Source organism: Streptomyces sp. NPDC058469, from assembly GCF_042721125.1.
Classification (GTDB): Bacteria; Actinomycetota; Actinomycetes; order Streptomycetales; family Streptomycetaceae; genus Streptomyces.
Genome location: NZ_JBHXME010000056.1, coordinates 35,850 through 58,319 on the forward strand (window position 1 = coordinate 35,850; position 22,470 = coordinate 58,319).

The following is a 22,470-nucleotide window of genomic DNA, read 5'->3' on the forward strand; positions in this document are numbered from 1 at the left end:
GCCCGTGAACCGGCCGCCGGCCGGAGTGACCACGCCGCGTCGCGTCCCTCGCCAGGGCGGTCAGAGGGCATGGGGGATCAGAAGCACGCACTCTGCTTGTCCTTATGTTTTGCGAACTTTGAGCTGATTACGTTCAGCGATACTCGCCGGGCGTCTGGTCGTTTTGCCCACGCCGTACCGGGTGGCGGGCCGCCGGTTCTTCGAGCCAAGCGGTCGCCCGGGGCCGGGAGTTGAGGGTTTTGGTGCACGGGCCGGACAGTGCAAGTGCGGACGGATGTTTCTGAACCCTCGGCGGACACGGGCCGGAGTGAGCCTCGCGGGCTCGGCCGGCCTCTCCCATGGGCGGCGGAGATCGGCGGCGGCTGCGCGGGTCAGGCGGAGCTGGGTGTGGGCGGCGATCACGAGCCACATCCACCGGTCCGCCTCCTCGGTCGGACGGAGCTTGGGACGGGTCCGGCCAAGCGTCTGCTTTGCGAATCGGAAGGTGTGCTCCAGATCGAAGCGCCTGAGGAACGCCTGCCAGCGTAGGTCGACGTCGATGCTGGTCATGCTGGTCATGCCGGTCTTGGAGGACCACAGCCATACGGGCAGCGGGTCCTGGCCGCAGGGCAGGTGATCGACCTGGAGGCGGATCAGCGTGCCCTCGATGATGGGGAGTTCGCCCTCGTGGTCGATCCAGGCCGAGCGAGTGGTCAGCCGGGGATGGATGCGGTCCCATGCCATCGCTTGAGCGGTGCCGTAGCGGTCGGTGACCTGCGCAGTCTCGGCGTCCAGCTCGCCCGCGTAGAAGTCCTCCCGAAAGTGGGACGTGAGGTCGAAAGCGTCCCGCCTGGCATCGTGGTGCAGCACACCCACCTCTGCGGCCTTCGTATGAACGTGATTCCGTGGCGGGACGCATGCTCGTACGGGGGCCGTCCGCCTGCCCGGCGAATGCCCAGGTGAGTGAATTTGCGCGACTCGATGTTCGAGGTCAGAGGTCGAGAGACAAGCTCAGGCGTTCCACCACTCGTCGGTGCCACGCCCGACTTCGTAGTGCCACCAGCCTTCCTCTTGACCTTGTGTCAGAAGGGCTTTGATCCCGGCGAAATCCGCGCCGGCCGGCGCGGTGAAGGCCACCATGGGGAAGTCCTCACTGAAGACCTCGCCTCCGAGGTTGAATGCCGAAAAGCGCTGGTGCACCGTCTGCGGACTCCGTCCCAGAGGGCCGGTGGGCACGGGCACCACACGGATCGTGCAGTTGCCCGAAGAACTGACCCGCCCGGCGGCCCAGTGGAGCCCGTCGGAGTCGGTCCGGTACCGCACCACATCTCCTTCAGCCACCCCGTCCTGAAGGAAGGGGGCGTTCTGCACCCTGGCCGTGTCATCACTGAGTTTCGTCGCCCACAGCCCTTCGGTGTCCTGCGGGAACCACCCCTCACGAGGGACAAACCGGAACCAGACCTTGATCTTCTCGACCGCGCTCTCCACGCCGGTCATCATGCGCCGACCGGCAACACTGGCCCGGCACCGGGTCTGAGACGGGCGATCAACCATAGCTGTCACGCGCGTGCTTGAGGTCAAAAGACAAGCGTCTGGGAAACGGGCCGATCCTCGCGGCTTCCCGATCGCGGAAGCCCGGAAGCCCGGAAGCAGGGGCTGTGGGTCAGCGCACGGTCGGGCCACAGGGCCTTTTCTTGAGCGATCGATCCAGATGGGTTACGGTGGAGTCATGGCAAGGATCCGGGAGTTCGACACCGAGGTGGCGGTGAGCCGCGCCATGGAACTGTTCTGGACGCGCGGCTATGAGGCCACTTCGGTACGCGAACTGACCCAGCAACTGGGGATCGGGCAGGGATCCTTGTATGCCGCGTTCGGCGACAAGGAGGGCCTGTACCGGGCGGCGCTGGAGCACTACCGCGCCACCCTCGCGGCGGCCGCTCTGCGCAGTCTGGAGGAGGGGACGGATGCCCGGTCGGTGATCCGTTCGATGCTGGTCGAGCGGGTCCGGATCGCCGTTGAGGACGACGGCCGGGGCTGTCTGGCGGTCAATGCCGCCTGTGAGCGCCTGCCGAAGAGTGCGGCGATCCGGCGCATCGTCCGGGACATGCAGGACGCCAGTCGGGACGCGCTCACCGAGGTGCTGCGGGTCGCGGCGGAGCGGGGGGAGATCGCGGCGCGGCACGACCCGTACACGCTGGCCGCTTACCTCGTCACGTTCCTCAACGGACTGCTGGTCTCCTCGAAGATCACCCCGGATGCCCGCGCCCTCGAACCCCTCGTGGAGGTCGCCCTGGTCGCCCTCGGCTGACTTTTTCATACCCGCAAACTGTATCGGTCGATCCAGAAAGAGTCTGCATCCCGCGAGCGCGGGATTCGGCGACATCCACCATCACTTCATCGACTACTGAGGAGGACCCATGCCCCTCGCGCCCACCCCGAACACACCCGCTCTCGGCGGCAGCCGCTGGAACAGCTTCCCCGCGGCCGGCACCACCCTGACAGCCGGCGAATTCTTCACCGCCACCGAGCCGCTACTGCAGGGCATCATCGATGACAACGCCCTCACCATCGCCGACGGCGAGGTGCTGGAAGACCAGATCCGCGCGACACTCGCTCTCGGCACCCGGGAGACCTCTCTGCCGCTGGCCATCGGCCCGGACAGCGCCTGGGCGGCGCGCGAGCTGGGTGCGCAGGCGGAGACGATCGGCCGGGAGCTCGCCTCCTGGGCCACCTCGGCCCTGGAGAGGCTGCTCATCGGCCGGATACCGCTGCCCGCCGGACCACTGGTCGTCCGCAGCCACTGCTATGGTCACCTGCTCACCCCGTCCGCGGCCGATCTGCTCCGCGGCCGGCGCGGCGGGCCCGTCACGATGCAGCTCTACAACGAGTGGCTGCACCAGATAGTCCTGCTGCGCGACGCCCTGCTGCCTTTTACGAACTGGCAGGACGTGCCGCTCCTGATCACCCCGACCGGGCTGCGGCACGCCGAACCGGCCCGCGACGCGTTCCTCACCGAACTCCTGGTCCGCCAGATCCGGCACTCCAGCATCGTGGACTTCGCCCGCCATGTCGTCACCGGCACATCGGGCCCGGCCGGCTACGGTTTCGAGGCCGGCGGCGGCACCGCCCTGCCCGCCGCCATCGGCCAGCCGCCCCTGACCGCACCTCGGTACCTGCTGACCTGGCGCACCGATCCGGCCGCCGACGACACCGTCACGTACGTCGCCGAGGTGCAGGACTACTACGCAGCCCCCCGCACCCTCGTCGAGGACCTGCCGCCCGCCAACACCGCACCGGGGCCGCTCACCGTCCGTACCGGCACCGGGCCGGTCGCGGGCGGGACCCGCACCGCCCACATCGAGGTCACCCACGACGGCGCCACCGCCCGCGTGGACCTCGGCCAGGCCCTGCGCGGCCACCGCTTCGCCCACCGACCGGACCCCGCCGCCGGTGACGCGTACTCCGATGCCGCGCCCCGCACCGCGGCTGTGTGGTCTGCACTGCGTGCACCGGGGTTGGTGTGGACGCAAGATGGCGACGTCACCTTGGACGCCACCGGTCAGGACGACCTCTTCGTACTGGCCCTGCTCGGCCGGCTCTACCCGGAGAACGTCACCCTGCGTCCCGCCGACCGTTCCGCTGCCCGGACACCCGCGGACGGCACCGGACCGAGCCGCCTGGTGACTCTCGTCGACCCTCCGCAAGCCCACTGACACCCGTATCGCGAAGTGCACCAGAAAGGTTCGGAAACATGATGTTCGACCATGAAGGGACTCCCGTCCGCACGGGCCGTGCCGCCGTGAACGGAACGAGTCTGCACTACCGCACAGCCGGGTCCGGCCCCGCGGTGGTACTCCTGCACGGCGTGCCCAAGACCAGCTACCACTGGCGCCACCTGGTCCCCAAGCTGACACCCCACTACACCGTCGTCGTGCCGGACCTTCGCGGTCTCGGCGACTCCGCCCGCCCCTCGGACGGCTACGACTCCGCGACGATGAGCGACGACATCGCCGAGTTGATGACCCACCTCGGACACGAGACATACGCCGTGGTGGGCGAGGACTGGGGAGCGGTGATCGGCTACCAGCTCGCCGCCCGCCGGCGCGACCGCGTCACCGCTCTCGTGTTCGCCGAGGCCCTGTTCCCCGGATTCGGCTTCGAGGACCACACCGCCCTCACCCCCGAGAACGTCTCCGCCGGCATGCACCTGTGGCACCTGGGCTTCTACTTCCAGCCGGACGTACCCGAGATGCTGATCGCTGGACACGAGCGCGAGCTGATCACCTACATGATCAAGTACGAGCGCAGCCACCCTGACACCGCTACCGCCGACGCGGTCGAGGAATACGTGCGCTGCTACTCCATGCCCGGCGGGATCCGCGCGATGCTCTCGATCTACCGCGCGATGCTCGTCGACGCCGAGCAGAACCGGCAGACCGCACAGAAGAAGCTGGACATCCCGGTCCTGGCCCTCGGCGGATCCGCGTTCATCGGCGACCGCAACGAGGCCCAGATGCGGCTCATGGCCCAGGATGTCACCGGACACGTCTTCGACGCCGGCCACGACCTGGCAGAGGAAGTACCCGACGCGATGGCCGATGTCGTCCTGCCGTTCCTGGCCGCCCACCAGTAACGGCACCCGGCCGCCGAGGTCGGCGATCCGAAGCGCTCCGGCAGGGCGAGGGGGCCCGGCCGCTCGATCACCTCGATCGTCAACCTGCCGGGCGTTTCCCCGGGACCCTTCTAGAGCCACATCCCGGACCTGCGCGAGCTGCGCGCCGGCGCCGTGCCCCGTCAGCTCGAAGCGCCGACGAGGTAGGCCAACTCCAGCAAGATCAATCTTGGCGGCACTCTCCGTACCTCAACCACTCACACCCGAAGATGTTCAGCTTCGGCTTCGGCCTGGGCACTCTCGGCCTCGCACTGATCGGACTGCCCACGACCGTCGCCATGTTCCTGGCCGCGACGGTTGCGGGCTGCCTGGCCCGCGCCGTCAGCGCACGCTCGACCGTAACCAGCACGTTTGCGCTGGTCGCCGTCGGATTCCTGGGACGGCACTGTCGCATGGCCAGTTGGGGGAGTACATCGCCGAGGGTGTCGTGACCGGGATCGGCACCGGGCTTCAGCTCGGTGTGCTGTCGACCCTCATCATGGCCGGGCTGCCCGCGAACCAGACAGGCATCGGCAGAGGCGTGTTTGCGATGACCATCCGCAGCCGCGCAGGCCGCGGACAGCGTTCAGGCCGAGGCTGCCGCCTGGGCCTGAACGCAACAGCCGTTGTCGAGGGGCGCCTCGTCGTGAAGGAGGAACGTCGAGCCGAATCCCCGATGAGAGCAACCTGGCTCTCGAACTGCCAGGTGAGTTTCCCCGCAAGGGTCTTGAATCGGAGGCCTTGTTAACGTTAACGTCCAGCGCAACACCACAGAAACAAAGGGAGCGATCTCCAAGTGATGCCCTATGACGTCGTCAACTGACCGGGGCGGACGCCCCGCGGTCCTCGGCGACGTGGCCCGGCTGGCGGAGGTGTCGGCGATGACCGTCTCGCGGGTGCTCAACGAGCACGCCGGGGTCAAGGACAGTACCCGGGCGCGGGTTCTGGCGGCCGTGGCGGAGCTGGGCTACCGGCCCAACAGCATGGCGCGGGCGCTGGTGACCGGCAGGTCACGGGTGCTGGGCGTGGTCGGCTTCGACACCAGGCTGTACGGCCCGGCGACCACGCTGTTCGGCATCGAGCAGGCGGCCCGCGACGCGGGCTACACCGTGCGGGTCACCACGCTGGAGTCCACCGGCCAGAACTCGGGCGAGGAGGTGATGCGTGACCTGATGTCGGAGTCGCTCGCCGGGGTCATCCTGGCCGCCCCGCACGACTGGGCGGCGGGGGCGCTGCGGCACCTGACGAAGGGGACACCGGTGGTCGTGGTGGACGTCGACATCGAGCAGGAGTCCGCCCCGGTGGTCGGAATCGCCCAGCACGCGGGCGCCCGCCGGGCCACCGAGCACCTGCTGTCGCTGGGCCACCGCACCGTGTGGCACGTCGCGGGACCCGTTGACTGGCCGTCGGCTCAGGCCCGCGAGACCGCCTGGCGCACCACCCTGACCGAGGCCGGACGCAAGGCGCCGGCGCCGCTGCGCGGGGACTGGACCGCGCGGTCGGGCTACGAGCAGGGTCGGCGCCTGGTGCGCCGCAAGGACGTCACCGCGGTTTTCGCCGCCAACGACCAGATGGCTCTCGGTGTGCTCCTCGCGCTGCGTGAGGCAGGTCTCGACGTGCCGGGCGACGTGAGCCTGGTCGGCTTCGACGACATCCCGGAGGCCGCGTACTTCTGGCCGCCGCTGACCACGGTCCGGCAGGACTTCGACGAGGCCGGCCGACTCGCCCTCGACCTGCTCGTGGACCAGATCGAGGGCGCCGCGGTGCGGGACGGCCTGACCGTGGTCGAGCCCGAACTCGTCGTACGTGCCAGCACGGGCCCGGCGGCCCGGAACTGACACGGGGGAACCGATACTCATGAACTCACGTCCGACCAAGAATGTTAACGTTAACGATCTCCCTCGGCGCATCCTCTTCGGAGCCGCCTACTACGCCGAATACCAGCCGTACGAACGGCTGACCACCGATCTGGACCTCATGGCCGAGGCCGGATTCTCGGTCATCCGCGTCGGCGAATCCGTCTGGTCCACCTGGGAACCCGAGGACGGCCGCTTCGAACTCGACTGGCTCCAGCCGGTGTTGGACGAGGCCCACGCCAGGGACATCGCGGTCATCATCGGGACGCCCACCTACGCCGTCCCGCCGTGGCTGCGCCGCAAGTACCCGGAGACCGCGGCACATCGCGCCACCGGCCGGCCCGCTCCGTACGGCGGCAGACAGGACGCGGACTTCAGCCACCCGGCCTTCCGGTACCTCGCCGAACGGGTCATCAGGAAGATCGTCCCGCGCTACGCGGACCATCCGGCGGTCATCGGCTGGCAGGTGGACAACGAGCCCGGGATAGAGATCCTCCACAACCCCGCCGTGTTCCAGGGTTTCGTCGACCGCCTCCGGACCACCTACGGCGACGTGGCGACTCTCAACGACCGCTGGGGGCTGACCTATTGGTCGCACCGCATCGGCGAGTGGTCGCAGCTGTGGACGCCCGACGGCAACACCACCCCGTCGTACGACCTGGCCTGGCGCCGCTACCAGGCGGACCTGACCACCGACTTCATCGGCTGGCAGGCCCGGATCGTGCGGGAACTCGCGGCCCCCGGGCAGTTCGTCACCACCTGCATCGACCTGGGCCGCAAAGCCCTCGACGAGGTCGAGCTCGCCTCGCGGCTGGACGTGACCGCGACCAACATCTACTTCCCGATGCAGGACGGGCTGCGGCACCCGGCCCCCGCGGACCCGCCGGCGGCCGGTCGCCCGTGGTGGCTGCCCTGGTCCGGCGCCTCGGCGTTGTACCTGAAGTCCGACCTGTCGTACGGGATACGCCGCGAACCCTTCCTCGTCACCGAGACGCACGCCCAGTCGATCGGCGAGTCGCACGTCAACTACCCGGCGTACGACGGCCAGTGGCGCCAGGCGGTGTGGGCGATGGTGGCCCGTGGGGCCTCGGCGATCGAGTACTGGCACTGGCACACCCTGCACTTCGGCCTGGAGACCCACTGGGGCGGAGTCCTCGGGCACAGTCTCGAACCGGGCCGCTGCTACGAGGAGTTGAGCCGCACCGGCGCCGAACTCCGCCGGGCCGGGGAGACGTTGGCCGGTCTTGAACCGGAGGCCGATGTCGCAATCCTGTACTCGCTGGAGAGCAAGTGGGCGCTGGAGTTCCAGCCGCCCATCGCGGCGGGAACCGGCGGCGACCCTGACCGGACGGCATACGACCGCGTCGTCGCGACCCTGTACCAGGGCCTGTTCGACGCCGGGCTCCAGGCCGCCGTACTGAGCCCGAGGCAACTGGGGACGGACGCCGCCGCGCTCGCCGCCCGCTGGCCGGTGCTGGTGGTGCCCGCCCTGTATGTGGCGAGCGACGAACTCCTGGAACTGCTGGAGCGGTACGCGCACCACGGCGGCCACCTCCTGCTCACCTTCCGCTCCGGGTACGCCGACGAGGAGGCCAGGCCGCGCCCCCGGGTCATGCCCGGCGTGCTGCGTGAGGCCGTAGGGGCGCACTACCTGGAGTACAGCAACCTGGCCGAGCCGGTGCGGGTGACGGGACCGGACGGAGGGTTCGACGGCCGTGCGACGGCCTGGGCGGACGCCCTCGTACCGGACACCGCGAAGCCGCTGGCCACATACGACCATCCGCACCTGGGCCGCTGGCCCGCCGCCGTCACGAACGAGCACGGGGCCGGCCGGGTCACCTATCTCGGCACCCTGCCCGATGCCGCCCTGGCGCGCCAACTGGCCGGCTGGGTCGCGAGGACGACCCTGCCCGAGGACCCGTGGCGGGCCCGGCCCGCCTCGGTGACCGTGACCGGGGCCCGCGCGGCCGACGGACGGCGGCTGCGGTTCGTCAGCAACTGGTCGTGGGAGACGGTGCCCGTGCGGCTGCCCGTACCCGCCATGGATCTGCTTTCCGGCGAAGCGCTCGAAGCCGGATCGGAGTTTTCACTCGGAGCTTGGGATGTCCGGGTGCTCGTCGAGCGGGACACCGGTATCACCGGGAACAGACAGGAGGAGAGACGATGAGGTCTCCGACAAGGGGCAGGCGTTCGCGCCTGCTCGCCACAGCGGCGGGCGGGCTCGCCCTGCTCGTGCTGGCCGCCTGCTCCGGCGGCTCGACGGCCGGGTCCGGCAACGGCACCAAGTCCGTCGACATGGCCGCCGAGCTGAAGAAGCCGGCCACGATCGAGTTCTGGAGCTGGGTGGACGGCATCCAGTCCGAGGTCAATCTCTTCGAGAAGAAGTACCCCAACATCAAGGTCAAGGTGGTCAACGCCGGCCAGCCCGCCGCCGAGTACCCCAAGCTGCGTACCGCGCTGAAGGCGGGCAGCGGGGCCCCCGACGTCGTACAGCTGGAGGCCCACGAGGTCTCCTCCTTCACCATCACCAAGAGCCTGCTCGACCTGGCCCCGTACGGCGCGGGCAGTGTCAAGAGCAAGTTCCTGCCCTGGGCCTGGAGTCAGGTCTCGCAGGGCTCCTCGGTCTACGCGATCCCACAGGACACCGGCCCGATGGGCATGCTGTACCGCAAGGACATCTTCGACAAGTACCACATCAAGGTCCCCACTACCTGGGCGGAGTTCGCGACCGCTGCCGCGAAGCTCCACAAGGCCGACCCGAAGGCGTATCTGACCGACATGTCGCCGAGCAACGGCGCGTCCTACACCGGTCTGCTCTGGCAGGCGGGGTCACGGCCGTTCAAGGGCAGCTCGGGGACCAGCCTCGACGTGAACATCGCCGACGCGCCGGCCAAGAAGGTGTCCGACTACTGGAGCGGCCTGGTCAAGTCGGGCGCGGTCTCCACCGACGCCGACTTCACCGACCAGTGGTACCGCGGGCTGGCCAGCGGCAAGTACGCCACTTGGCTCACCGCCGCCTGGGGCCCGCTGTTCCTCCAGGGCACCGCGAAGGGAACATCCGGCAAGTGGCGCGTCGCCCCGCTGCCCCAGTGGAGCGCGGGGGAGTCCGCCTCGGGCAACACCGGCGGCTCCACCAGCGCGGTCGTCAAGAGCACCAAGTACCCTGCCGCGGCCGCGGCGTTCGCGGAGTTCCTCAACAGCGACCCCGCGTCGACGAAGATGCTGGCCTCCAAGCAGTCGCTCTTCCCCGCCACGACGGCGCTGCTCGACGACCAGACCTTCCTGAGCACCTCCCTGCCGTTCTTCGGCGGGCAGAAGGTGAACCAGGTCTTCTCCGACATCTCCAAGACGGTCAGCACGGACTTCACCTGGAGCCCCGTCCAGGACTACGTCTTCAGCAATTTCAACGACACCGTCGGCAAGGCGATGACCAGTAAGACGGATCTCACCGCCGCGCTCACCCAATGGCAGGACTCGGTCACCACATACGCCAAGCAACAGGGCTTCACCGTCGGCGGCAGCTGACCGGAGCACACCGTGCCCCCGTGGACGCCACCACCGGTGTCCGCGGGGGCCGGGGGAAGGTACGACATGAGCCAGACCGTCCCACCGGCCGCCGCGCACCGCGTCCCGCCGCCGGTCGTCCCCAAGTCCCGCCGCCCATGGCGGAGTTCCACCCGCGAGGCGCTGACCGCGTACGGGTTCGTCGCCCCCTTCATGGTCCTGTTCGCCGCGCTGCTCGTGGTCCCCCTCTGCTACGCGGGCTACCTCAGCCTGTTCCGGTCACAGCTGGTCGGCGGCGACGTCTTCGCCGGACTGGGCAACTACCGGCGGGCGCTGGACGATCCGCTGTTCAGGGAGGGCGTGCTGCGGATGGCGCGGTTCCTGGTCATCCAGGTGCCGGTCATGCTGGCCGCCTCACTGCTCTTCGCCCTCGCCCTGGACAGTGGCCGGCTGCGCTTCCCGCGCCTCATCCGGCTGGGCATCTTCGTGCCGTACGCGATCCCGAGCGTGATCGCCGCGCTCATGTGGGGCTATCTGTACGGTCCCGACTTCGGGCCGTTCGCCCAACTGGCCCGGGGCGTCGGCCTGGACACGCCAGGCTTCCTCTCCCCGCACTGGATTCTCGCCTCCCTCGCCAACATCGTGACGTGGGAGTTCGTCGGCTACAACATGATCATCATGTTCGCCGCCCTGCAGTCGGTGTCGCCCACGCTGTACGAGGCGGCGGCCGTGGACGGCGCCGGCGCGTTCCGGGTCGCCTGGTACATCAAGATCCCCGCGATCCGGCCCGCCCTGCTGCTCAGCGTGATCTTCTCGGTGATCGGCACCTTCCAGCTCTTCAACGAGCCCAAGCTGCTGTCCGCGCTCGCGCCGCAGGCCATCAGCACCTCGTACACCCCGAACATGTACGCGTACACGCTGGTGTTCACCAACCAGGAAGTGAACTACTCCTCGGCCGTCTCCTTCCTGCTCGGCGCGGTGATCGTGGTCGTCTCCTACGCCGTGCAGCTCGCGTCCCAACGGAAGGCCCGCCGGTCATGACGAGCAACACCACTCCCGCTTCCGCGTCCTCCTCGACGCCCCGCCGCAGCAATGTCCTCACCCTGGTGATGCTGGCCTGTCTGGTGTACTTCCTGTTGCCGCTGTTCTGGCTCGTGGTCTCCGCCACCAAGGACAACGGGTCCCTCTTCTCCACGTTCGGGCTCTGGTTCGGCGGCGGATTCCACCTGTTCGGCAACCTCCACGACGTCTTCACCTACGACGGCGGCATCTACGGCCGGTGGCTGCTCAACACCGCGCTCTACGCCGGGATCAGCTCCGTGGGCTCGGCCTTCCTGTCGGCGCTGGGCGGCTACGCCTTCGCCAAGTTCCGCTTCCCGGGCCGCACTCTGCTCTTCTCCATCGTGCTGGGCTCGATCATGGTGCCCAGCACGGTGCTGACCATCCCGACGTATCTGCTGTTCAGCAAGATCGGCCTGGTCAACACCCCGCTCGCGGTGATCATCCCGATGCTGCTGAGCCCCTTCGGCATCTACCTGATGCGGGTGTACGCGGACGGTGCGGTGCCCGACACCCTCCTCGACGCCGCACGGATGGACGGCGCCGGGGCCCTGCGTACCTTCTGGCAGGTGGGGTTCCGGCTGATGCTGCCGGGATTCGTCACGGTCCTGCTCTTCCAGCTCGTCGCCAGCTGGAACAACTACTTCCTGCCGCTGATCATGCTCAACAACCCGAAGCTGTACCCGGTGACCATCGGACTCGCCCAATGGCAGTCCCAGGCAGGCGGGTTGGGCGGCGCCCACGCCCTCTTCTCGATCGTCGTCACCGGCTCCCTCGTCTCGATCCTCCCCCTGGTCGCGGCGTTCCTCCTTCTGCAGCGCTACTGGCAGAGCGGGCTGGCCACCGGCGCCGTCAAGGACTGACCGAGGCGAGGAGAGGCAGCGGTCAGCGGACGGCGGACGGGTGCCGGGCCAGCGGGGTCACCGTGACGTCCATGTACGGGAAGAGCGGCAGGCCCCACAGGAGTTCGTTGAGCCGGTCGTTGTCGGCGACGTCGAAGACGCTGAGGTTGGAGTACTGACCGGCGCAGCGCCACAAGTGCAGCCATTCGCCGGCGCGTTGGAGTTCCTGCGCGTACTCCTTCTCGGCGGCGACGGTCGACGCCCGGAGCGCCGGATCGAGATCGGGGGGCAGGTTGACGGTCATATGGACGGCGAAGAGCATGACGGTCTCCGATCAGGACGCGGGATCGAGGACGAGGTCGTACGTGACCTGCTTGCCGCCGTCGCCCACCGGCCGCGGGTCGATGACGAGTTCCGGCTTGACGGCGGAGGCCACGTCGTCCTCGACGTGTTCGCCGCCGCGGAAGTACAGCTGGGCGGTGAGTGTCTCGTGGCCGGGCGCGGAGACCTTCAGGTGCAGATGGGCCGGGCGCCAGGGGTGCCAGCCGGCGGCGGCGATGAGCTGGCCGCAGGATCCGTCGGTGGGGATCTGGTAGGGGGCGGGCTGGATGGTGAGCACCGCGAAGCGCCCCTCGTCGTCGGTCTCGACGGCACCGCGCAGGTTCCACTCGGGGATGCCGGGTGCGAACTGCGCGTACAGACCGTCGTCGTCGGCCTGCCACATCTCCAGCAGCGCGCCGGACAGGGGCTCGCCCGAGACCCCCGTGACCTGGCCCTGGAAGAGGAGCGGGGTGCCGGACTCGTCGTCGCGCATCGGCAGGGTGCTGACACTGGGGAGGCCGGGAGCACCCGGCACGTAGTACGGCCCTTCGATGGTTCCCTTGCTCCCCTTGCGCTCGGCGCCCGCGACCTCCTCGACGACGTGCTCGATCCACACGTCCAGGAAGAGCGGCCACTCGCCGTCCTCGCCCACGGAGATCAGCCACGACTTGAGGGCGTTGTACTCCTCGTACGTCACCCGGTTCCGGCGGATGACGTCGTGCACGGCGGATATCAGCTCGGTGGCAAGGGTGTTGACACGCTCGGTGTCGGCGACGGCCTGGCCGGACGCGACGGTCTTGTCGGTGCGGAAGCGGTCGGTGGCCGAGGCGCCGGATGCGGCGGCCGTGGCTTTCAGAGTGGTGTCGGACATGATGTGCGGCTCCTTTGCCGGTCGGGAAATGCTGTTCAGCGGTCCTGGCGGTAGCGGGTGAGCTTGTCCGGGTCGATCGCGACGCCCAGACCGGGCATGTCCCGTACGGCGAGCGTGCCGTCGGTGATCGTGACCGGTTCGGTGAGCAGGTCGTCGCTCATGTCCAGGAAGTTGGAGAGTTCGCCGGCGCGGCGGGAGGCGGCGGCGTACGCGGCGCCGAAGGCGACCGTGCACACGGTGCCCAACTGGCCGTCGATCTGGTTGCCCATCACCACCTCGGCGCCCATCCCCTCGCACTGGAACAGCACGCGCTGGGACTGGGTGAAGCCGGTGCGGGCGGTCTTGACGCTGATCGCGGTGGCCGCGCCGTCCAGGAGGGAGCGGGTCACTTCAGCGGGCGTGGTGGCGGACTCGTCCGCGACGAACGGCACGGGACTCTGTCGTACGAGCCAGCGACGGCCCAGCACGTCGTCGGCGGGGCACAGTTCCTCGGCGAGTGTGATGCCGACGGGTTCGAGTGCGCGCAGGGCGGCGGCGGACTCCGAGGCGGTCCAGCCGCGGTTGCCGTCGACGTACAACTCGGCCTCGTCGCCCAGGGTTTCGCGCAAAGCCCGGCACACATCGAGGTCGAGCGTGATCGGCCGCCGCCCGACCTTCACCTTGAAGGTGGTGATGCCGTATGTGTCGCGGATTCGCTCGGCCTCGGCGGCCATCCGTTCCGGGGCGTCGAAGCCGAGCATGTGCGAGACGCGCATCCTGTCTGTGTAGCCGCCGAGGAGTTGGGTGACGGGTTGGCCGAGGGCCTGGCCGGCTATGTCCCAAAGGGCCATGTCCACGGCCGACTTGGCTGCCGGGTTGCCGACGGTGCGGTGCAGGCGGGCGTGCACCTGCTCGCGGGCGAACACGTCCATGCCGGTGAGCTGCGGTTCGAAGATCTTCTCGATGACGCCGATCACGGACTGCTGGGTCTCGCCGTAGGTGAAGGGGCGGGGTGGCGCGTCGGCCACTCCGACCGGCCCTTCGTCGGTGTGGACCCGGACGAGCACGTGCTCGGCGCTGTGCACCTCACCGCTCGCGAAGCGAAGGGGTTTCACGTACGGGATCGAGTACGGGATCGTCTCGATCGCGGTGATTTTCATCGGGTGCCCTCGGGCGTCTCCTGGATGAGGGCCTCCGTGTGCCGGGCGATACCGAGCAGCCGGGCCACGCGGTCGGGGTGGCCGATGAGTTGGAGGCCGAGCGGCATGCCGTGCGGGTCACGGTGGCCGGGGACGGTGACGACGGGCAGGCCGAGCAGTTGCCAAGGGCGGCTGAGCACGGGGGTGCCGGTGGCGTCCAGCCCGCGAGGGGCGGGGCCCGGTGCGGCCGGAGCGAGGATCACGTCGACCTGGGTGAGCAGGTCGAGGACGCGGGCCCGGGCGGTGCGCGCGGTGTCCAGTGCCGCGCGGTACTCGCCCTCGGGGGTCAGGCGCCCGCGCTCCAGCAGTTCGCGCAGGGGCGTACTCAGCGACTCCGGGTGCTCCGCCTCGGCGGCCAGGGAACGCGCGGCCTCGTACGCCATGACGGTGGCGTGGGTCTCGGCGAGTTCGGGTGTGCGGACCTGGTCGGCCAGGTCATTCGCCTTGGCACCGGCTGCCGTCAGCGCCCTGGCGGTGCGGTCCAGCGCGTCGAGCATCGCCGGGTCGATGTCGGCCAGTTCGGCGCCGGGCCAGATCAACACCCTGATGCTGTCCGGAAGTTCGGCCGTGGTGCCGTCGACGGCCTTGACCACGGCGGCCAGTTCGGTGACCCGGGCTGTAAGCAGCCCAGGCGCGTCCAGGCTCGGGCTGAGCCCGGTGAACCCCCGCGTCGACCAGGCACCGACAGGGGCGACGTACCCGGCGACACCGCAGAAGGACGCCGGCCTGGTCAGCGAACCCGCCGTCTGCGAGCCCAGCGCCAACGGCACCACGCCCGCCGCGACCGCCGCCGCGGACCCGCTGGATGAACCGCCGGGAGTGTGGGCGAGGTTGTGCGGATTGCGGGTCGGGCCCGGCTGGAAGTACGCGAACTCGGTGGTGACCGTCTTGCCCAGCGGTACGGCGCCCGCCCGGCGCAGCCGGTCCACCAGCCAGGCGTCGGACGTGGCGATTTGCCCTCGCCGGAGCGGGGAGCCGCACTCGGTGGGCAGCCCGGCGACGTCGATGATGTCCTTGACGCCGACGGGCACACCCCGCAGCGGCCCGTCCGTCACGCCCTCGGCCGCCCTGCGCGCACCCTTCGCGTCGACGAGAGCCCAGGCACGGATGTCCGGCTCGGTCTCGGCCAGGCGTCGCAGCGCGCCGTCGACCGCTTTGCGCGGGTCGTGCGCGGCGGAGGTCAGTGAGGGCACGTCAATCTGCTTTCGAAGTAGGGGTGTTCCTCAACAGGCGCGTTTCAATGGGCTGTTGCTCAACGGGCGGCTTTCAACGGGCTGTTCCTCAACAGGCCACCGGCGGCGCCGAGTCCAGCCGGTGGAAGCTGCGGTTGAAGTAGACGAGGCTGTGGCCGCCCGGCCGGGTGCGGATCTGCTCGATCTCGACGAACAGCACGCTGTGGGTGCCCATGGCCTTGGAGTCCTTGATGGTGCCGACCACGGTCACCACCGCGTCCTTGAGCACCGGCACGTCATGCGTCCGGTCCCAGACGTCCCAGGTGAAGCGCTCGGCCATGGACGCCTCGGTCGCGCCGGCGAAGTGCATCGCCAACTCCTGCTGGTCCCCGCCGAGCACGTTGACGCACACTCGGCCGTTGGCGTTGAACACGTCGTGCATGGCGCTCTTGCGGTTGACGCAGACCAGGACGGTCGGCGGGTCGTCGGTCACCGAGCAGACTGCGCTGACGGTGATGCCGCACCGGCCGTTCGGTCCGTCCGTCGTCAGGATGTTGACGGCCGCGGGAAGGTGCGCCATCGCCTCCCGGAAGTCCGCCTGAATCGGGGCGCGTTGGGTGTCGTACGCGTTCATGGTCGTCTGTTCCTCTCCGCGCCGGACTCCGGCGCATCGCTCGGCGTGCCCGCTCACCACAGCTCGACCACCAACCGGGGTGACCTGGAGCGGGAGACACACGCGGCGATCTGGTCGCCCGCCGCCTTCTCTTTGGCGGTCAGGCAGTGGTCGCGGTGGTCGGGCTCGCCGTCGAGGACCCGTAGGACGCAGGTGCCGCAAATACCCTCGCGGCAGGAGGTGTCGAGCGGGACTCCGTTGTCCTCCAGCACTTCGGCGATGCTCTTGTCGGCGGGCACGGTGTAGACCTCGCCGGTGTCGAGTTCGACCTCGAAGCTCTCGCCGGGTGCGGCGTCCGGCTGGTCCGCCGCCTGGAACAGCTCGGAGTGGATCTGGTCCTCCGGCACGCTTCGGGCCGCGAGCGCGGCGACCTGTTCCATGAAGCCCTGGGGCCCGCAGGTGTAGACGTGCGCGCTTGCCGGGAGATCCGTGAGCGCGTCGGAGAGCGCCAGGATCGCCGCCTCCCTGCCGTGCCCGAAGTGCAGGACGACCCGGTCGGCGAACACGGACTCCTCCAGCCGGTCCGAGAAGGCTGCCTCCGCCCGGCTCCGTGCCACGTAGTGCAGCGTGAAGTCCGCACCGGTGGCGAGCAGTTCGTACGCCATCGCCAGCAGCGGCGTGATACCGATGCCGCCCGCGACCAGGTGATGTTCGCTCGCGTCGAGGTCGAGGCCGAAGAGCTGCCGGGGTGTGCCGATGCGCAGCTCCGTGCCGGGTTCCGTCTTGTCGTGCAGGGCGTGGGAGCCGCCCCGGGACGTCTCCTCACGTTTGACCGCGATGGTGTAGGCGCCGGCGTCGTGCGGAGGTCCGCACAGTGAGTAGGGGCGGGTGATCCCGGTCGGTCCGGTCACGTCGATGTGAGCACCGGCCGGGTAGCCCGGGAGTGGGCTGCCGTCGGAGCGGGCCAGCCGGAGGACCTTGACCGCGTCGGTGACGTCGACGGCCTCGGTGACGGTGACAGTGAACATCCGTCTGCCTTCACATTCGGGGCGGAACCAAAGGGCGGAACCAAGAGGCGGAACCAAAGGGGCGCGGGGCTTCAGCTCGTGCAGGGCTTCAGCGCATGTAGAGGCCGCCGTTGGCGTCCCAGCACGCCCCGGTCACCGAGTCCGCGTTGTCCGCCGCCAGCAGCACGGCCATGTCGGCGATGAACTCGGGGCGCCCGAGGCGGCGTACGGGAATCGAGGCCTCGATCTGCGCGAGCCTGTCCGGGGCGACGCTCTCGCGGACGGACGGCAGCTCCTGCGGGCCGGGGGAGATGGCGTTGACCGTCACGCCCTGCGGCCCGAGTTCGCGGGCGAACACCTTGGTGAGCGTGATGACGCCGCCCTTCGCCGAGGCATAGTGCGCGCCGGTCGCCGTGCCGCCGTTCTGCCCGGCGAGCGAGGCGATGTTGACGATGCGTCCGTATCCGCGTTCGGCGAAGTACTCGCCGAGCACCTGACAGCCGAGGAACGTGCCGTCGAGGTTGGCCGACACGACCGAACCGAAGCTCTCGGGCGTGATGTCCATCAATGCCTCGACCTTGGAGAGGCCCGCGTTGTTGACCAGGACGTGGACGGCGCCCCAGCGTGCGACCAGGTCGTCCAGCACCCGTACGAACGCGGTCTTGTCACGGGCGTCCAGGCCGAGCCCGACCGCGGAACTCCCGGTCGGGTCCAGGGCGGCGGCGGCCTTCACCGCGGCCTCCTCGTCCAGGTCGGTGACGGCGACGCGGTAGCCGCGGTCGTAGAACCGGGAGGCGATACAGGCACCCAGGCCGCGTGCCGCACCGGTGACCAGCACGACGCGCGGCTGGTCGTCCTCCCACCCCGCCGGGCTCACAGGAGGAACCCCGACGCCGTCACGGCGTCCTCGGAGTTGATCAGACGGACGACCTTGCGCGCGATCCGGGGACCGCCGTCGGTGAATGTGATGCGGTGCGTGAGATCTGCCGCCAGGACGAAGGTCTCGCCGCGCTTGTAGCCCACGACGATCTGTGCCGAGGCGATCTCGATGGAGTCCTCGGACTCCTCATGGGCGGCGACCGTGAAGCGGGAGACGGTGCGGACCGTACGGGCCGCGGCCGTCGCCGAGATGGAGAAGCCACCAGTCAGCCGCTCGATGCGCATCCGGCGCATCCGGTCGTCGTCGTACACGAGGTTCAGCGAGCCGGCGAAGTCCGTCGTCTCCGGGTCGATGGGGACGACGTACTCCCCGCCCTCGGCCCACAGCGTGTCCCACTCCTCGTACCGCTTGGCATCCAGGAGGCGGGCCTCGCGCCAGATCAGGGACAGCGCGGCGAGGGTGCGCGGATCGTCTAGCGGCAGCTCGGCATCCACAACTGCCGTACTGAGAAGGTCACTTGGCATCGGTCATCATCCTCTTCCACATCGCGTACGCCTCGCGCATGCCGGTCTCGTCGGTCGCGTGGGAGGTCGGCTGGCCCAGGTCGTTGGGCTTCTCGCGGCCGAGGCCCCGGTTGACGAGGATCGGCATGTCGACACCGCCGGTCACGCCGCGCTGGACGCGGTTCCAGGCCTCGGCGTCGTCGGGGCTGCCGAAGCCGAACGGGCCCTGGAAGTGCTCGTGGATGCGCAGCCGCTCGCGGTTGACGATCTCGGGGCCGCCGTCCAGGCCGAGGGCCACATGCCGGATCTCCGTCTCCGCGACCGAAATGGGGCGCAGGACCCGGAAGAAGGACATCGACATGGCGACGTTCGGGAACAGGTTGAGGTTGAAGCCCGCGCCGTGCAGCGAGCGAACGATCCGCCGCACGCGCTCCGGAGGCAGGTCCTTCGACAGTTCCTCGATGACATGACCGAAGCGGTCCTGGAGCTTCTCGGTGCCGTCGTCGACATCGAGGTCGACGTGCTCGGCGACGGAGACGGACACGCTGTGGCCGTTGCCGAGGGCGTGGGTGACCGCGCTCTCGTCGGTCATGATCGACAGCATGCTCGCGGTCTCGGCGTCCACGGACGACATCCAGGAGCGGTGCACGATCGGGAAGTGGTACCAGTCGGTCGTGTTCTCCAGCTGGATCTTCCAGTTGCCCTGGAAACGGAACCTGTGCTCGCCCTGCACCTTGATCGGGAAGCCCGCGCCCTGCTTCATGAAGCGGTCGATCCACAGCCGCGCCCCGCCGAGGAAGTCCTCCAGCGGTTCGATCTCGTCGTTGAAGCTCGCGAAGATCATGCCCGCGTACGTCCCCACCTTGAGGCGTTGCAGCGGCAGGTCCTTCTTCTCCGTGACGTTCTCGTAGCCCTCGGGGTAGGGGATGCCGCGCAGCGTGCCGTCAAGGGAGTACGACCACGCGTGGTAGGGGCAGGTGAAGCCGTTGCCGTTGCCCTTGGGGACGTCGCAGACGCTGGCGCCGCGGTGGCGGCAGCGGTTGAGGAGGACATTGATGCCGCCGCGGCGGTCGCGGGTGACGATGACGGGGCGGCGGCCGATCCAGGCCGTCTTGAAGTCGCCCACCTTGGCGATCTCGCTCTCGTGCGCCACCCACACCCAGGTGCGGTGGAAGATCCGGTCCATCTCCAGCTCGAACAGTTCCGGGCCGGTGTAGAGGGTGCCGGCGACGCGGTCGTCCTCGACGAGCGAGGCGAGGTCCGGAAGCTCCGGGGACACGGTCATCGGGTCACCTCCGGCTCGGGCAGCGGACGGCCGACGCGCGCCTCGATCTTCATGTAGCGCCACAGCCCGTGCTCGCCGACCTGGACGGTACGGAAGAGGTTGCAGGCCGCCGCGACCGTCGGCTGGTCGGTCACGTCGGCGAGGACGTACGACGTCCAGGGCCAGGAGCCCGAGGGGCCGACCATGTGCTGGTCGTCGTCCATGGTGCCCAGCACGCTCACGCCGGGCAGCTCCCAGAGCTGGGAGAGCATGGTCGTGAAGCCGTCCCAGACCGCCTTGCCCTGGCCGGTGGGCAGATCGAAGAAGTTCTGGTTGACGCCGATGCAGAAGAGCACGCGCAAGGGTTTGTCGCCGGACTGGGGCATGGAGGGGTTCCCGCCTTTCAGGGGGTGGCCGGACAAGATCTGCTCGGAGGGGGCCGAGAAGGCTAGAGGTAGCCGGGGAAGGGCTGGACGCCCATGAGGACGGCGCCGGCGCCGTCGTACATGCCCTCCTGGAGGAAGGCGTGCTGCGGGACGACGGACGCGTCGCGCAGGTAGCGCTGCATCGGGTTGCCGTCGGTGATGGCAGGGATGCCGCTGAGTTGGTACGCGGCGCGGACGACCTCGAACGAGTTCTTCGCGAGATGGGCGGAGGCGAGCCGGAGCAGACTCGCCTGCTCGGGGGTCGCGGGATCTCCCGCCTCCACCGTCGCCCACACCTCGCCGGTGGTCTCGTAGAAGAAGGCGCGCGCGGACCGGAGTTGGGCCTCGGCCTGGCCCACCGCGATGCGGTAGGTGGCGCGCTCGGCGGGCTTCGGGGCGCCGGTGAATCCGGCGCGGCCGCCACTGGCGATCGCCTGGTCGAGTGCGGCGCGGGCGACTCCGAGACCGACCACGGCAAGGACCTGGGCGGCGTACGGGACGGTCGGGTAGCGGTACAGCGGTTCGTCGACAGTGGGTTCGCCGCCGCGTACGAACGTCCACTCCTCGGGGACGAGCGCTCCGTCGGCCACCAGGTCGTGACTGCCGGTGCCACGCATGCCGATGACGTCCCAGTTCTCGACGATCTCCAGCTGCTCGGGGCGCATGACAGCGGTCAGCGGGCGACCGGCGTTCTGCTGACCGGCCTTGTCCCCGCTCGCCTTGATGCCGACACCCAGCACGTCCGCGCCCTTGCAGCCGCTGGCGAACTTCCACCGGCCCGAGACCCGGTACGTGCCGTCGACGAGTTCGGCCGGCTGTACGGGGAACAGGCCCCCGGCGAAGGCCACATCGGGCCCGTCGGCGTACAACTCGGCCTGGGTCTCCAGAGGCAGCGCGGCCAGGTAGACGAGGGACGAGCCGAAGCTGGCCACCCAGCCGGCCGATCCGTCGACCTCCGATATCCGCTCGATGAGCCGCAGGAACTCGGCCGGCGGCAGTGCGTCGCCGCCGAAGCGCTTCGGGGCGCCCGCCCGGTAGAGACCGGCTCGTTTGAACTCGGCGACCATGTCCCGCGGAACGTGGCGCTTCTCTTCGAATTCCGCGCGCCGCTCGGCCACTTGGGAGAGCACGCGGTCGAAGGCCGCTCGGGCGTCGGAATCGACCGGTGCCGGGGAATCCAGCGACTGCGTCATGGGATGAAACTCCTCGTATTGCCGGGCGGTTGTCGACCCCGCCGTGCTTTCACGCTAGGGGTGGCAGGAGCGGGCCGACAATTGGGAGTTGGCTGGAGTGTGTAGGGGATTCCTTTACGTGGGCTCGCTTACGAAGTGGAGCTCCACCGGGCCGCGCAGTCCGGAGACGAGCTGGGAGGGGAAGACGAACCGGGTAGGGCTGACCGCGTGGAGATAAGGAGCCAGGGTGTTGTACACCCGGACCACGATGTCGTTCTCGCCCTCCGCGAGCAGTCCGGTCGTGTCGGCGCTCCACGGGCGGCAGAACAGCAGTGCCGCGGATCGGCCGTTTACCAGGACCTCCACGCTGCCGCGCAGCTCACCCAGGCGCAGTTCGGCACGTGCCGACGCCTGTTCGGCGGTGAGCCGGACCCGCGAGCGGTACTCCAGGCCACCGCTCCAGGTGGTCAGACCCAGTGTCGTGGCCCAGTCGCCGAGCGGGATCGGCCCCGGGGCGACGTCCACCTCCACCGGGCCGTCCCAGGCGGCACCACCGCGGGCCAGTCCCGCGCCCTCCACCCTGACCAGCAGCTCCGAGGGGCTGGTCAGCGGCGGATCGAGTACCATCTGCCCGTCTTCGCAGGGGAGTTGACGGTCCGCCAGCCGTACCGTCGCGGTTCCCCGCACCGGGAGGCGCACACGCGCCGTGCCGACCGGCAGGCGCATGCGGAACCACTGCGGAGCGTCCACCGCCTCCGGGGCCGCGTCGGTGCGCAGCGTCTCGGTGCCCACCGCGGGAGGTCCGTTCAGCCAACTGGTGGCGGGCAGCGGATGGGGGCGGGCAATCCGTTGGATCGCGGCCGGCTCGCCCCACTGGCCCCTGTGTAGCCGCACCGGGAACGACCGCTCGTCGACGAAGCTGCGCCAGGAGGCGTCGCTGACCACCGTCCGCACGTCGCCGGCCCGTTCCATCGCCAGATCGACGAGGACGACCGCGCGAGGATCGGAGCTGTGCAGGACGACTTCCAGGGTGTTGGGGCCGCGGCGCAGCGCCGGGCGGACATCGTGGACGAAGAAGGCGGGCGCGCTGGAGTGTGCTGTTGACGGCCGGGACGGTGGTGTCGAGCTGGTCGGCGACCTCGGCGGCGCTGAACTGCAGCACCTCGCGCAGTA

Annotated in this window: 21 protein-coding genes and 2 pseudogenes; 9 read left to right on the forward strand and 14 right to left on the reverse strand. The window is 69.4% G+C overall.

Annotated features, from left to right (window positions below; translation table 11 throughout):
- Positions 1 to 102: 102 nt before the first annotated feature.
- Positions 103 to 780: pseudogene (locus ACFWP5_RS23835) on the reverse strand (transposase); the annotation flags it as partial.
- Positions 781 to 990: 210 nt separating this feature from the next.
- Positions 991 to 1,479, reverse strand: a complete 489-nt coding sequence (locus tag ACFWP5_RS23840; protein ID WP_384159961.1) for a DUF4265 domain-containing protein — start codon at positions 1,477 to 1,479, stop codon at positions 991 to 993.
- A gap of 229 nt (positions 1,480 to 1,708) precedes the next feature.
- On the opposite strand from ACFWP5_RS23840, the gene ACFWP5_RS23845 reads away from it, so the two are divergent.
- From ACFWP5_RS23845 to ACFWP5_RS23885, 9 genes are all read left to right on the forward strand, one after another.
- On the forward strand, positions 1,709 to 2,287 hold the full coding sequence (locus ACFWP5_RS23845) for a TetR/AcrR family transcriptional regulator (RefSeq protein ID WP_384159964.1): 579 nt from the start codon (positions 1,709 to 1,711) through the stop codon (positions 2,285 to 2,287).
- Between the two features lie 109 nt (positions 2,288 to 2,396).
- The gene (locus ACFWP5_RS23850; RefSeq protein ID WP_384159967.1) at positions 2,397 to 3,692 is read left to right on the forward strand and encodes a hypothetical protein; all 1,296 of its coding nucleotides are present in this window, start codon (positions 2,397 to 2,399) and stop codon (positions 3,690 to 3,692) included.
- Between the two features lie 38 nt (positions 3,693 to 3,730).
- Positions 3,731 to 4,612 (forward strand): alpha/beta fold hydrolase, encoded by an 882-nt coding sequence (locus ACFWP5_RS23855; RefSeq protein ID WP_384159970.1) that lies wholly within the window; start codon positions 3,731 to 3,733, stop codon positions 4,610 to 4,612.
- A 248-nt stretch (positions 4,613 to 4,860) separates the two neighbouring features.
- Positions 4,861 to 5,082, forward strand: coding sequence for a hypothetical protein (locus ACFWP5_RS23860; protein ID WP_384159973.1), 222 nt, complete (start codon positions 4,861 to 4,863; stop codon positions 5,080 to 5,082).
- Between the two features lie 354 nt (positions 5,083 to 5,436).
- Positions 5,437 to 6,468 carry a LacI family DNA-binding transcriptional regulator gene (locus tag ACFWP5_RS23865; RefSeq protein WP_384159975.1) on the forward strand — a complete coding sequence of 344 codons (1,032 nt, stop codon included), beginning with the start codon at positions 5,437 to 5,439 and terminating at the stop codon, positions 6,466 to 6,468.
- A 19-nt stretch (positions 6,469 to 6,487) separates the two neighbouring features.
- Positions 6,488 to 8,653 (forward strand): beta-galactosidase, encoded by a 2,166-nt coding sequence (locus ACFWP5_RS23870; protein ID WP_384159978.1) that lies wholly within the window; start codon positions 6,488 to 6,490, stop codon positions 8,651 to 8,653.
- A complete protein-coding gene (locus ACFWP5_RS23875) occupies positions 8,650 to 10,011 on the forward strand; it encodes an ABC transporter substrate-binding protein (RefSeq protein WP_384159981.1) in 1,362 nt (453 codons plus the stop codon). The genes ACFWP5_RS23870 and ACFWP5_RS23875 overlap by 4 nt, the downstream gene beginning before the upstream one ends.
- A gap of 66 nt (positions 10,012 to 10,077) precedes the next feature.
- Complete coding sequence (locus ACFWP5_RS23880; RefSeq protein ID WP_384159984.1) at positions 10,078 to 11,031, forward strand: carbohydrate ABC transporter permease; 954 nt, start codon at positions 10,078 to 10,080, stop codon at positions 11,029 to 11,031.
- A complete protein-coding gene (locus ACFWP5_RS23885) occupies positions 11,028 to 11,912 on the forward strand; it encodes a carbohydrate ABC transporter permease (protein ID WP_384159987.1) in 885 nt (294 codons plus the stop codon). Before ACFWP5_RS23880 ends, ACFWP5_RS23885 begins: the two co-directional genes overlap by 4 nt.
- A gap of 22 nt (positions 11,913 to 11,934) precedes the next feature.
- On the opposite strand, the gene catC is transcribed toward ACFWP5_RS23885, so the two are convergent.
- The 12 genes and pseudogenes from catC to ACFWP5_RS23945 all read right to left on the reverse strand — a co-directional run.
- Positions 11,935 to 12,213, reverse strand: a complete 279-nt coding sequence (gene catC, locus ACFWP5_RS23890) for a muconolactone Delta-isomerase (protein WP_384159990.1) — start codon at positions 12,211 to 12,213, stop codon at positions 11,935 to 11,937.
- Between the two features lie 12 nt (positions 12,214 to 12,225).
- Positions 12,226 to 13,083 carry a catechol 1,2-dioxygenase gene (gene catA, locus ACFWP5_RS23895; RefSeq protein WP_384159993.1) on the reverse strand — a complete coding sequence of 286 codons (858 nt, stop codon included), beginning with the start codon at positions 13,081 to 13,083 and terminating at the stop codon, positions 12,226 to 12,228.
- A 35-nt stretch (positions 13,084 to 13,118) separates the two neighbouring features.
- The gene (locus tag ACFWP5_RS23900; RefSeq protein ID WP_384159996.1) at positions 13,119 to 14,222 is read right to left on the reverse strand and encodes a mandelate racemase/muconate lactonizing enzyme family protein; all 1,104 of its coding nucleotides are present in this window, start codon (positions 14,220 to 14,222) and stop codon (positions 13,119 to 13,121) included.
- Positions 14,219 to 15,454, reverse strand: a complete 1,236-nt coding sequence (locus ACFWP5_RS23905; RefSeq protein WP_384159999.1) for an amidase — start codon at positions 15,452 to 15,454, stop codon at positions 14,219 to 14,221. The genes ACFWP5_RS23900 and ACFWP5_RS23905 overlap by 4 nt, the downstream gene beginning before the upstream one ends.
- Positions 15,455 to 15,542: 88 nt before the next feature.
- Positions 15,543 to 16,067, reverse strand: coding sequence for a 4-hydroxyphenylacetate 3-monooxygenase, reductase component (gene hpaC / locus ACFWP5_RS23910; protein ID WP_384160002.1), 525 nt, complete (start codon positions 16,065 to 16,067; stop codon positions 15,543 to 15,545).
- A 53-nt stretch (positions 16,068 to 16,120) separates the two neighbouring features.
- Positions 16,121 to 17,074 carry a PDR/VanB family oxidoreductase gene (locus ACFWP5_RS23915; RefSeq protein ID WP_384160004.1) on the reverse strand — a complete coding sequence of 318 codons (954 nt, stop codon included), beginning with the start codon at positions 17,072 to 17,074 and terminating at the stop codon, positions 16,121 to 16,123.
- 88 nt (positions 17,075 to 17,162) lie between these two features.
- Positions 17,163 to 17,930, reverse strand: a complete 768-nt coding sequence (locus tag ACFWP5_RS23920) for an SDR family NAD(P)-dependent oxidoreductase (RefSeq protein WP_384160007.1) — start codon at positions 17,928 to 17,930, stop codon at positions 17,163 to 17,165.
- Positions 17,927 to 18,457 carry an aromatic-ring-hydroxylating dioxygenase subunit beta gene (locus ACFWP5_RS23925; RefSeq protein WP_384160009.1) on the reverse strand — a complete coding sequence of 177 codons (531 nt, stop codon included), beginning with the start codon at positions 18,455 to 18,457 and terminating at the stop codon, positions 17,927 to 17,929. Before ACFWP5_RS23925 ends, ACFWP5_RS23920 begins: the two co-directional genes overlap by 4 nt.
- Positions 18,447 to 19,721, reverse strand: a complete 1,275-nt coding sequence (locus ACFWP5_RS23930; protein ID WP_384160012.1) for a Rieske 2Fe-2S domain-containing protein — start codon at positions 19,719 to 19,721, stop codon at positions 18,447 to 18,449. The genes ACFWP5_RS23925 and ACFWP5_RS23930 overlap by 11 nt, the downstream gene beginning before the upstream one ends.
- The gene (locus ACFWP5_RS23935) at positions 19,718 to 20,086 is read right to left on the reverse strand and encodes a hypothetical protein (RefSeq protein ID WP_384160015.1); all 369 of its coding nucleotides are present in this window, start codon (positions 20,084 to 20,086) and stop codon (positions 19,718 to 19,720) included. The genes ACFWP5_RS23930 and ACFWP5_RS23935 overlap by 4 nt, the downstream gene beginning before the upstream one ends.
- Positions 20,087 to 20,148: 62 nt before the next feature.
- Positions 20,149 to 21,318 carry an acyl-CoA dehydrogenase family protein gene (locus tag ACFWP5_RS23940; RefSeq protein WP_384160018.1) on the reverse strand — a complete coding sequence of 390 codons (1,170 nt, stop codon included), beginning with the start codon at positions 21,316 to 21,318 and terminating at the stop codon, positions 20,149 to 20,151.
- Positions 21,319 to 21,432: 114 nt separating this feature from the next.
- Positions 21,433 to 22,470: pseudogene (locus tag ACFWP5_RS23945) on the reverse strand (hypothetical protein); the annotation flags it as partial.

Bases quoted from the DNA above. Each gene is read 5' to 3' on its own strand.
- ACFWP5_RS23840 (WP_384159961.1), bottom strand. From the start codon at position 1,479: ATGATGACCGGCGTGGAGAGCGCGGTCGAGAAGATCAAGGTCTGGTTC.
- ACFWP5_RS23845 (WP_384159964.1), top strand. From the start codon at position 1,709: ATGGCAAGGATCCGGGAGTTCGACACCGAGGTGGCGGTGAGCCGCGCC.
- ACFWP5_RS23850 (WP_384159967.1), top strand. From the start codon at position 2,397: ATGCCCCTCGCGCCCACCCCGAACACACCCGCTCTCGGCGGCAGCCGC.
- ACFWP5_RS23855 (WP_384159970.1), top strand. From the start codon at position 3,731: ATGATGTTCGACCATGAAGGGACTCCCGTCCGCACGGGCCGTGCCGCC.
- ACFWP5_RS23860 (WP_384159973.1), top strand. From the start codon at position 4,861: ATGTTCAGCTTCGGCTTCGGCCTGGGCACTCTCGGCCTCGCACTGATC.
- ACFWP5_RS23865 (WP_384159975.1), top strand. From the start codon at position 5,437: ATGACGTCGTCAACTGACCGGGGCGGACGCCCCGCGGTCCTCGGCGAC.
- ACFWP5_RS23870 (WP_384159978.1), top strand. From the start codon at position 6,488: ATGAACTCACGTCCGACCAAGAATGTTAACGTTAACGATCTCCCTCGG.
- ACFWP5_RS23875 (WP_384159981.1), top strand. From the start codon at position 8,650: ATGAGGTCTCCGACAAGGGGCAGGCGTTCGCGCCTGCTCGCCACAGCG.
- ACFWP5_RS23880 (WP_384159984.1), top strand. From the start codon at position 10,078: ATGAGCCAGACCGTCCCACCGGCCGCCGCGCACCGCGTCCCGCCGCCG.
- ACFWP5_RS23885 (WP_384159987.1), top strand. From the start codon at position 11,028: ATGACGAGCAACACCACTCCCGCTTCCGCGTCCTCCTCGACGCCCCGC.
- catC (WP_384159990.1), bottom strand. From the start codon at position 12,213: ATGCTCTTCGCCGTCCATATGACCGTCAACCTGCCCCCCGATCTCGAT.
- catA (WP_384159993.1), bottom strand. From the start codon at position 13,083: ATGTCCGACACCACTCTGAAAGCCACGGCCGCCGCATCCGGCGCCTCG.
- ACFWP5_RS23900 (WP_384159996.1), bottom strand. From the start codon at position 14,222: ATGAAAATCACCGCGATCGAGACGATCCCGTACTCGATCCCGTACGTG.
- hpaC (WP_384160002.1), bottom strand. From the start codon at position 16,067: ATGAACGCGTACGACACCCAACGCGCCCCGATTCAGGCGGACTTCCGG.
- ACFWP5_RS23915 (WP_384160004.1), bottom strand. From the start codon at position 17,074: ATGTTCACTGTCACCGTCACCGAGGCCGTCGACGTCACCGACGCGGTC.
- ACFWP5_RS23925 (WP_384160009.1), bottom strand. From the start codon at position 18,457: ATGCCAAGTGACCTTCTCAGTACGGCAGTTGTGGATGCCGAGCTGCCG.
- ACFWP5_RS23930 (WP_384160012.1), bottom strand. From the start codon at position 19,721: ATGACCGTGTCCCCGGAGCTTCCGGACCTCGCCTCGCTCGTCGAGGAC.
- ACFWP5_RS23935 (WP_384160015.1), bottom strand. From the start codon at position 20,086: ATGCCCCAGTCCGGCGACAAACCCTTGCGCGTGCTCTTCTGCATCGGC.
- ACFWP5_RS23940 (WP_384160018.1), bottom strand. From the start codon at position 21,318: ATGACGCAGTCGCTGGATTCCCCGGCACCGGTCGATTCCGACGCCCGA.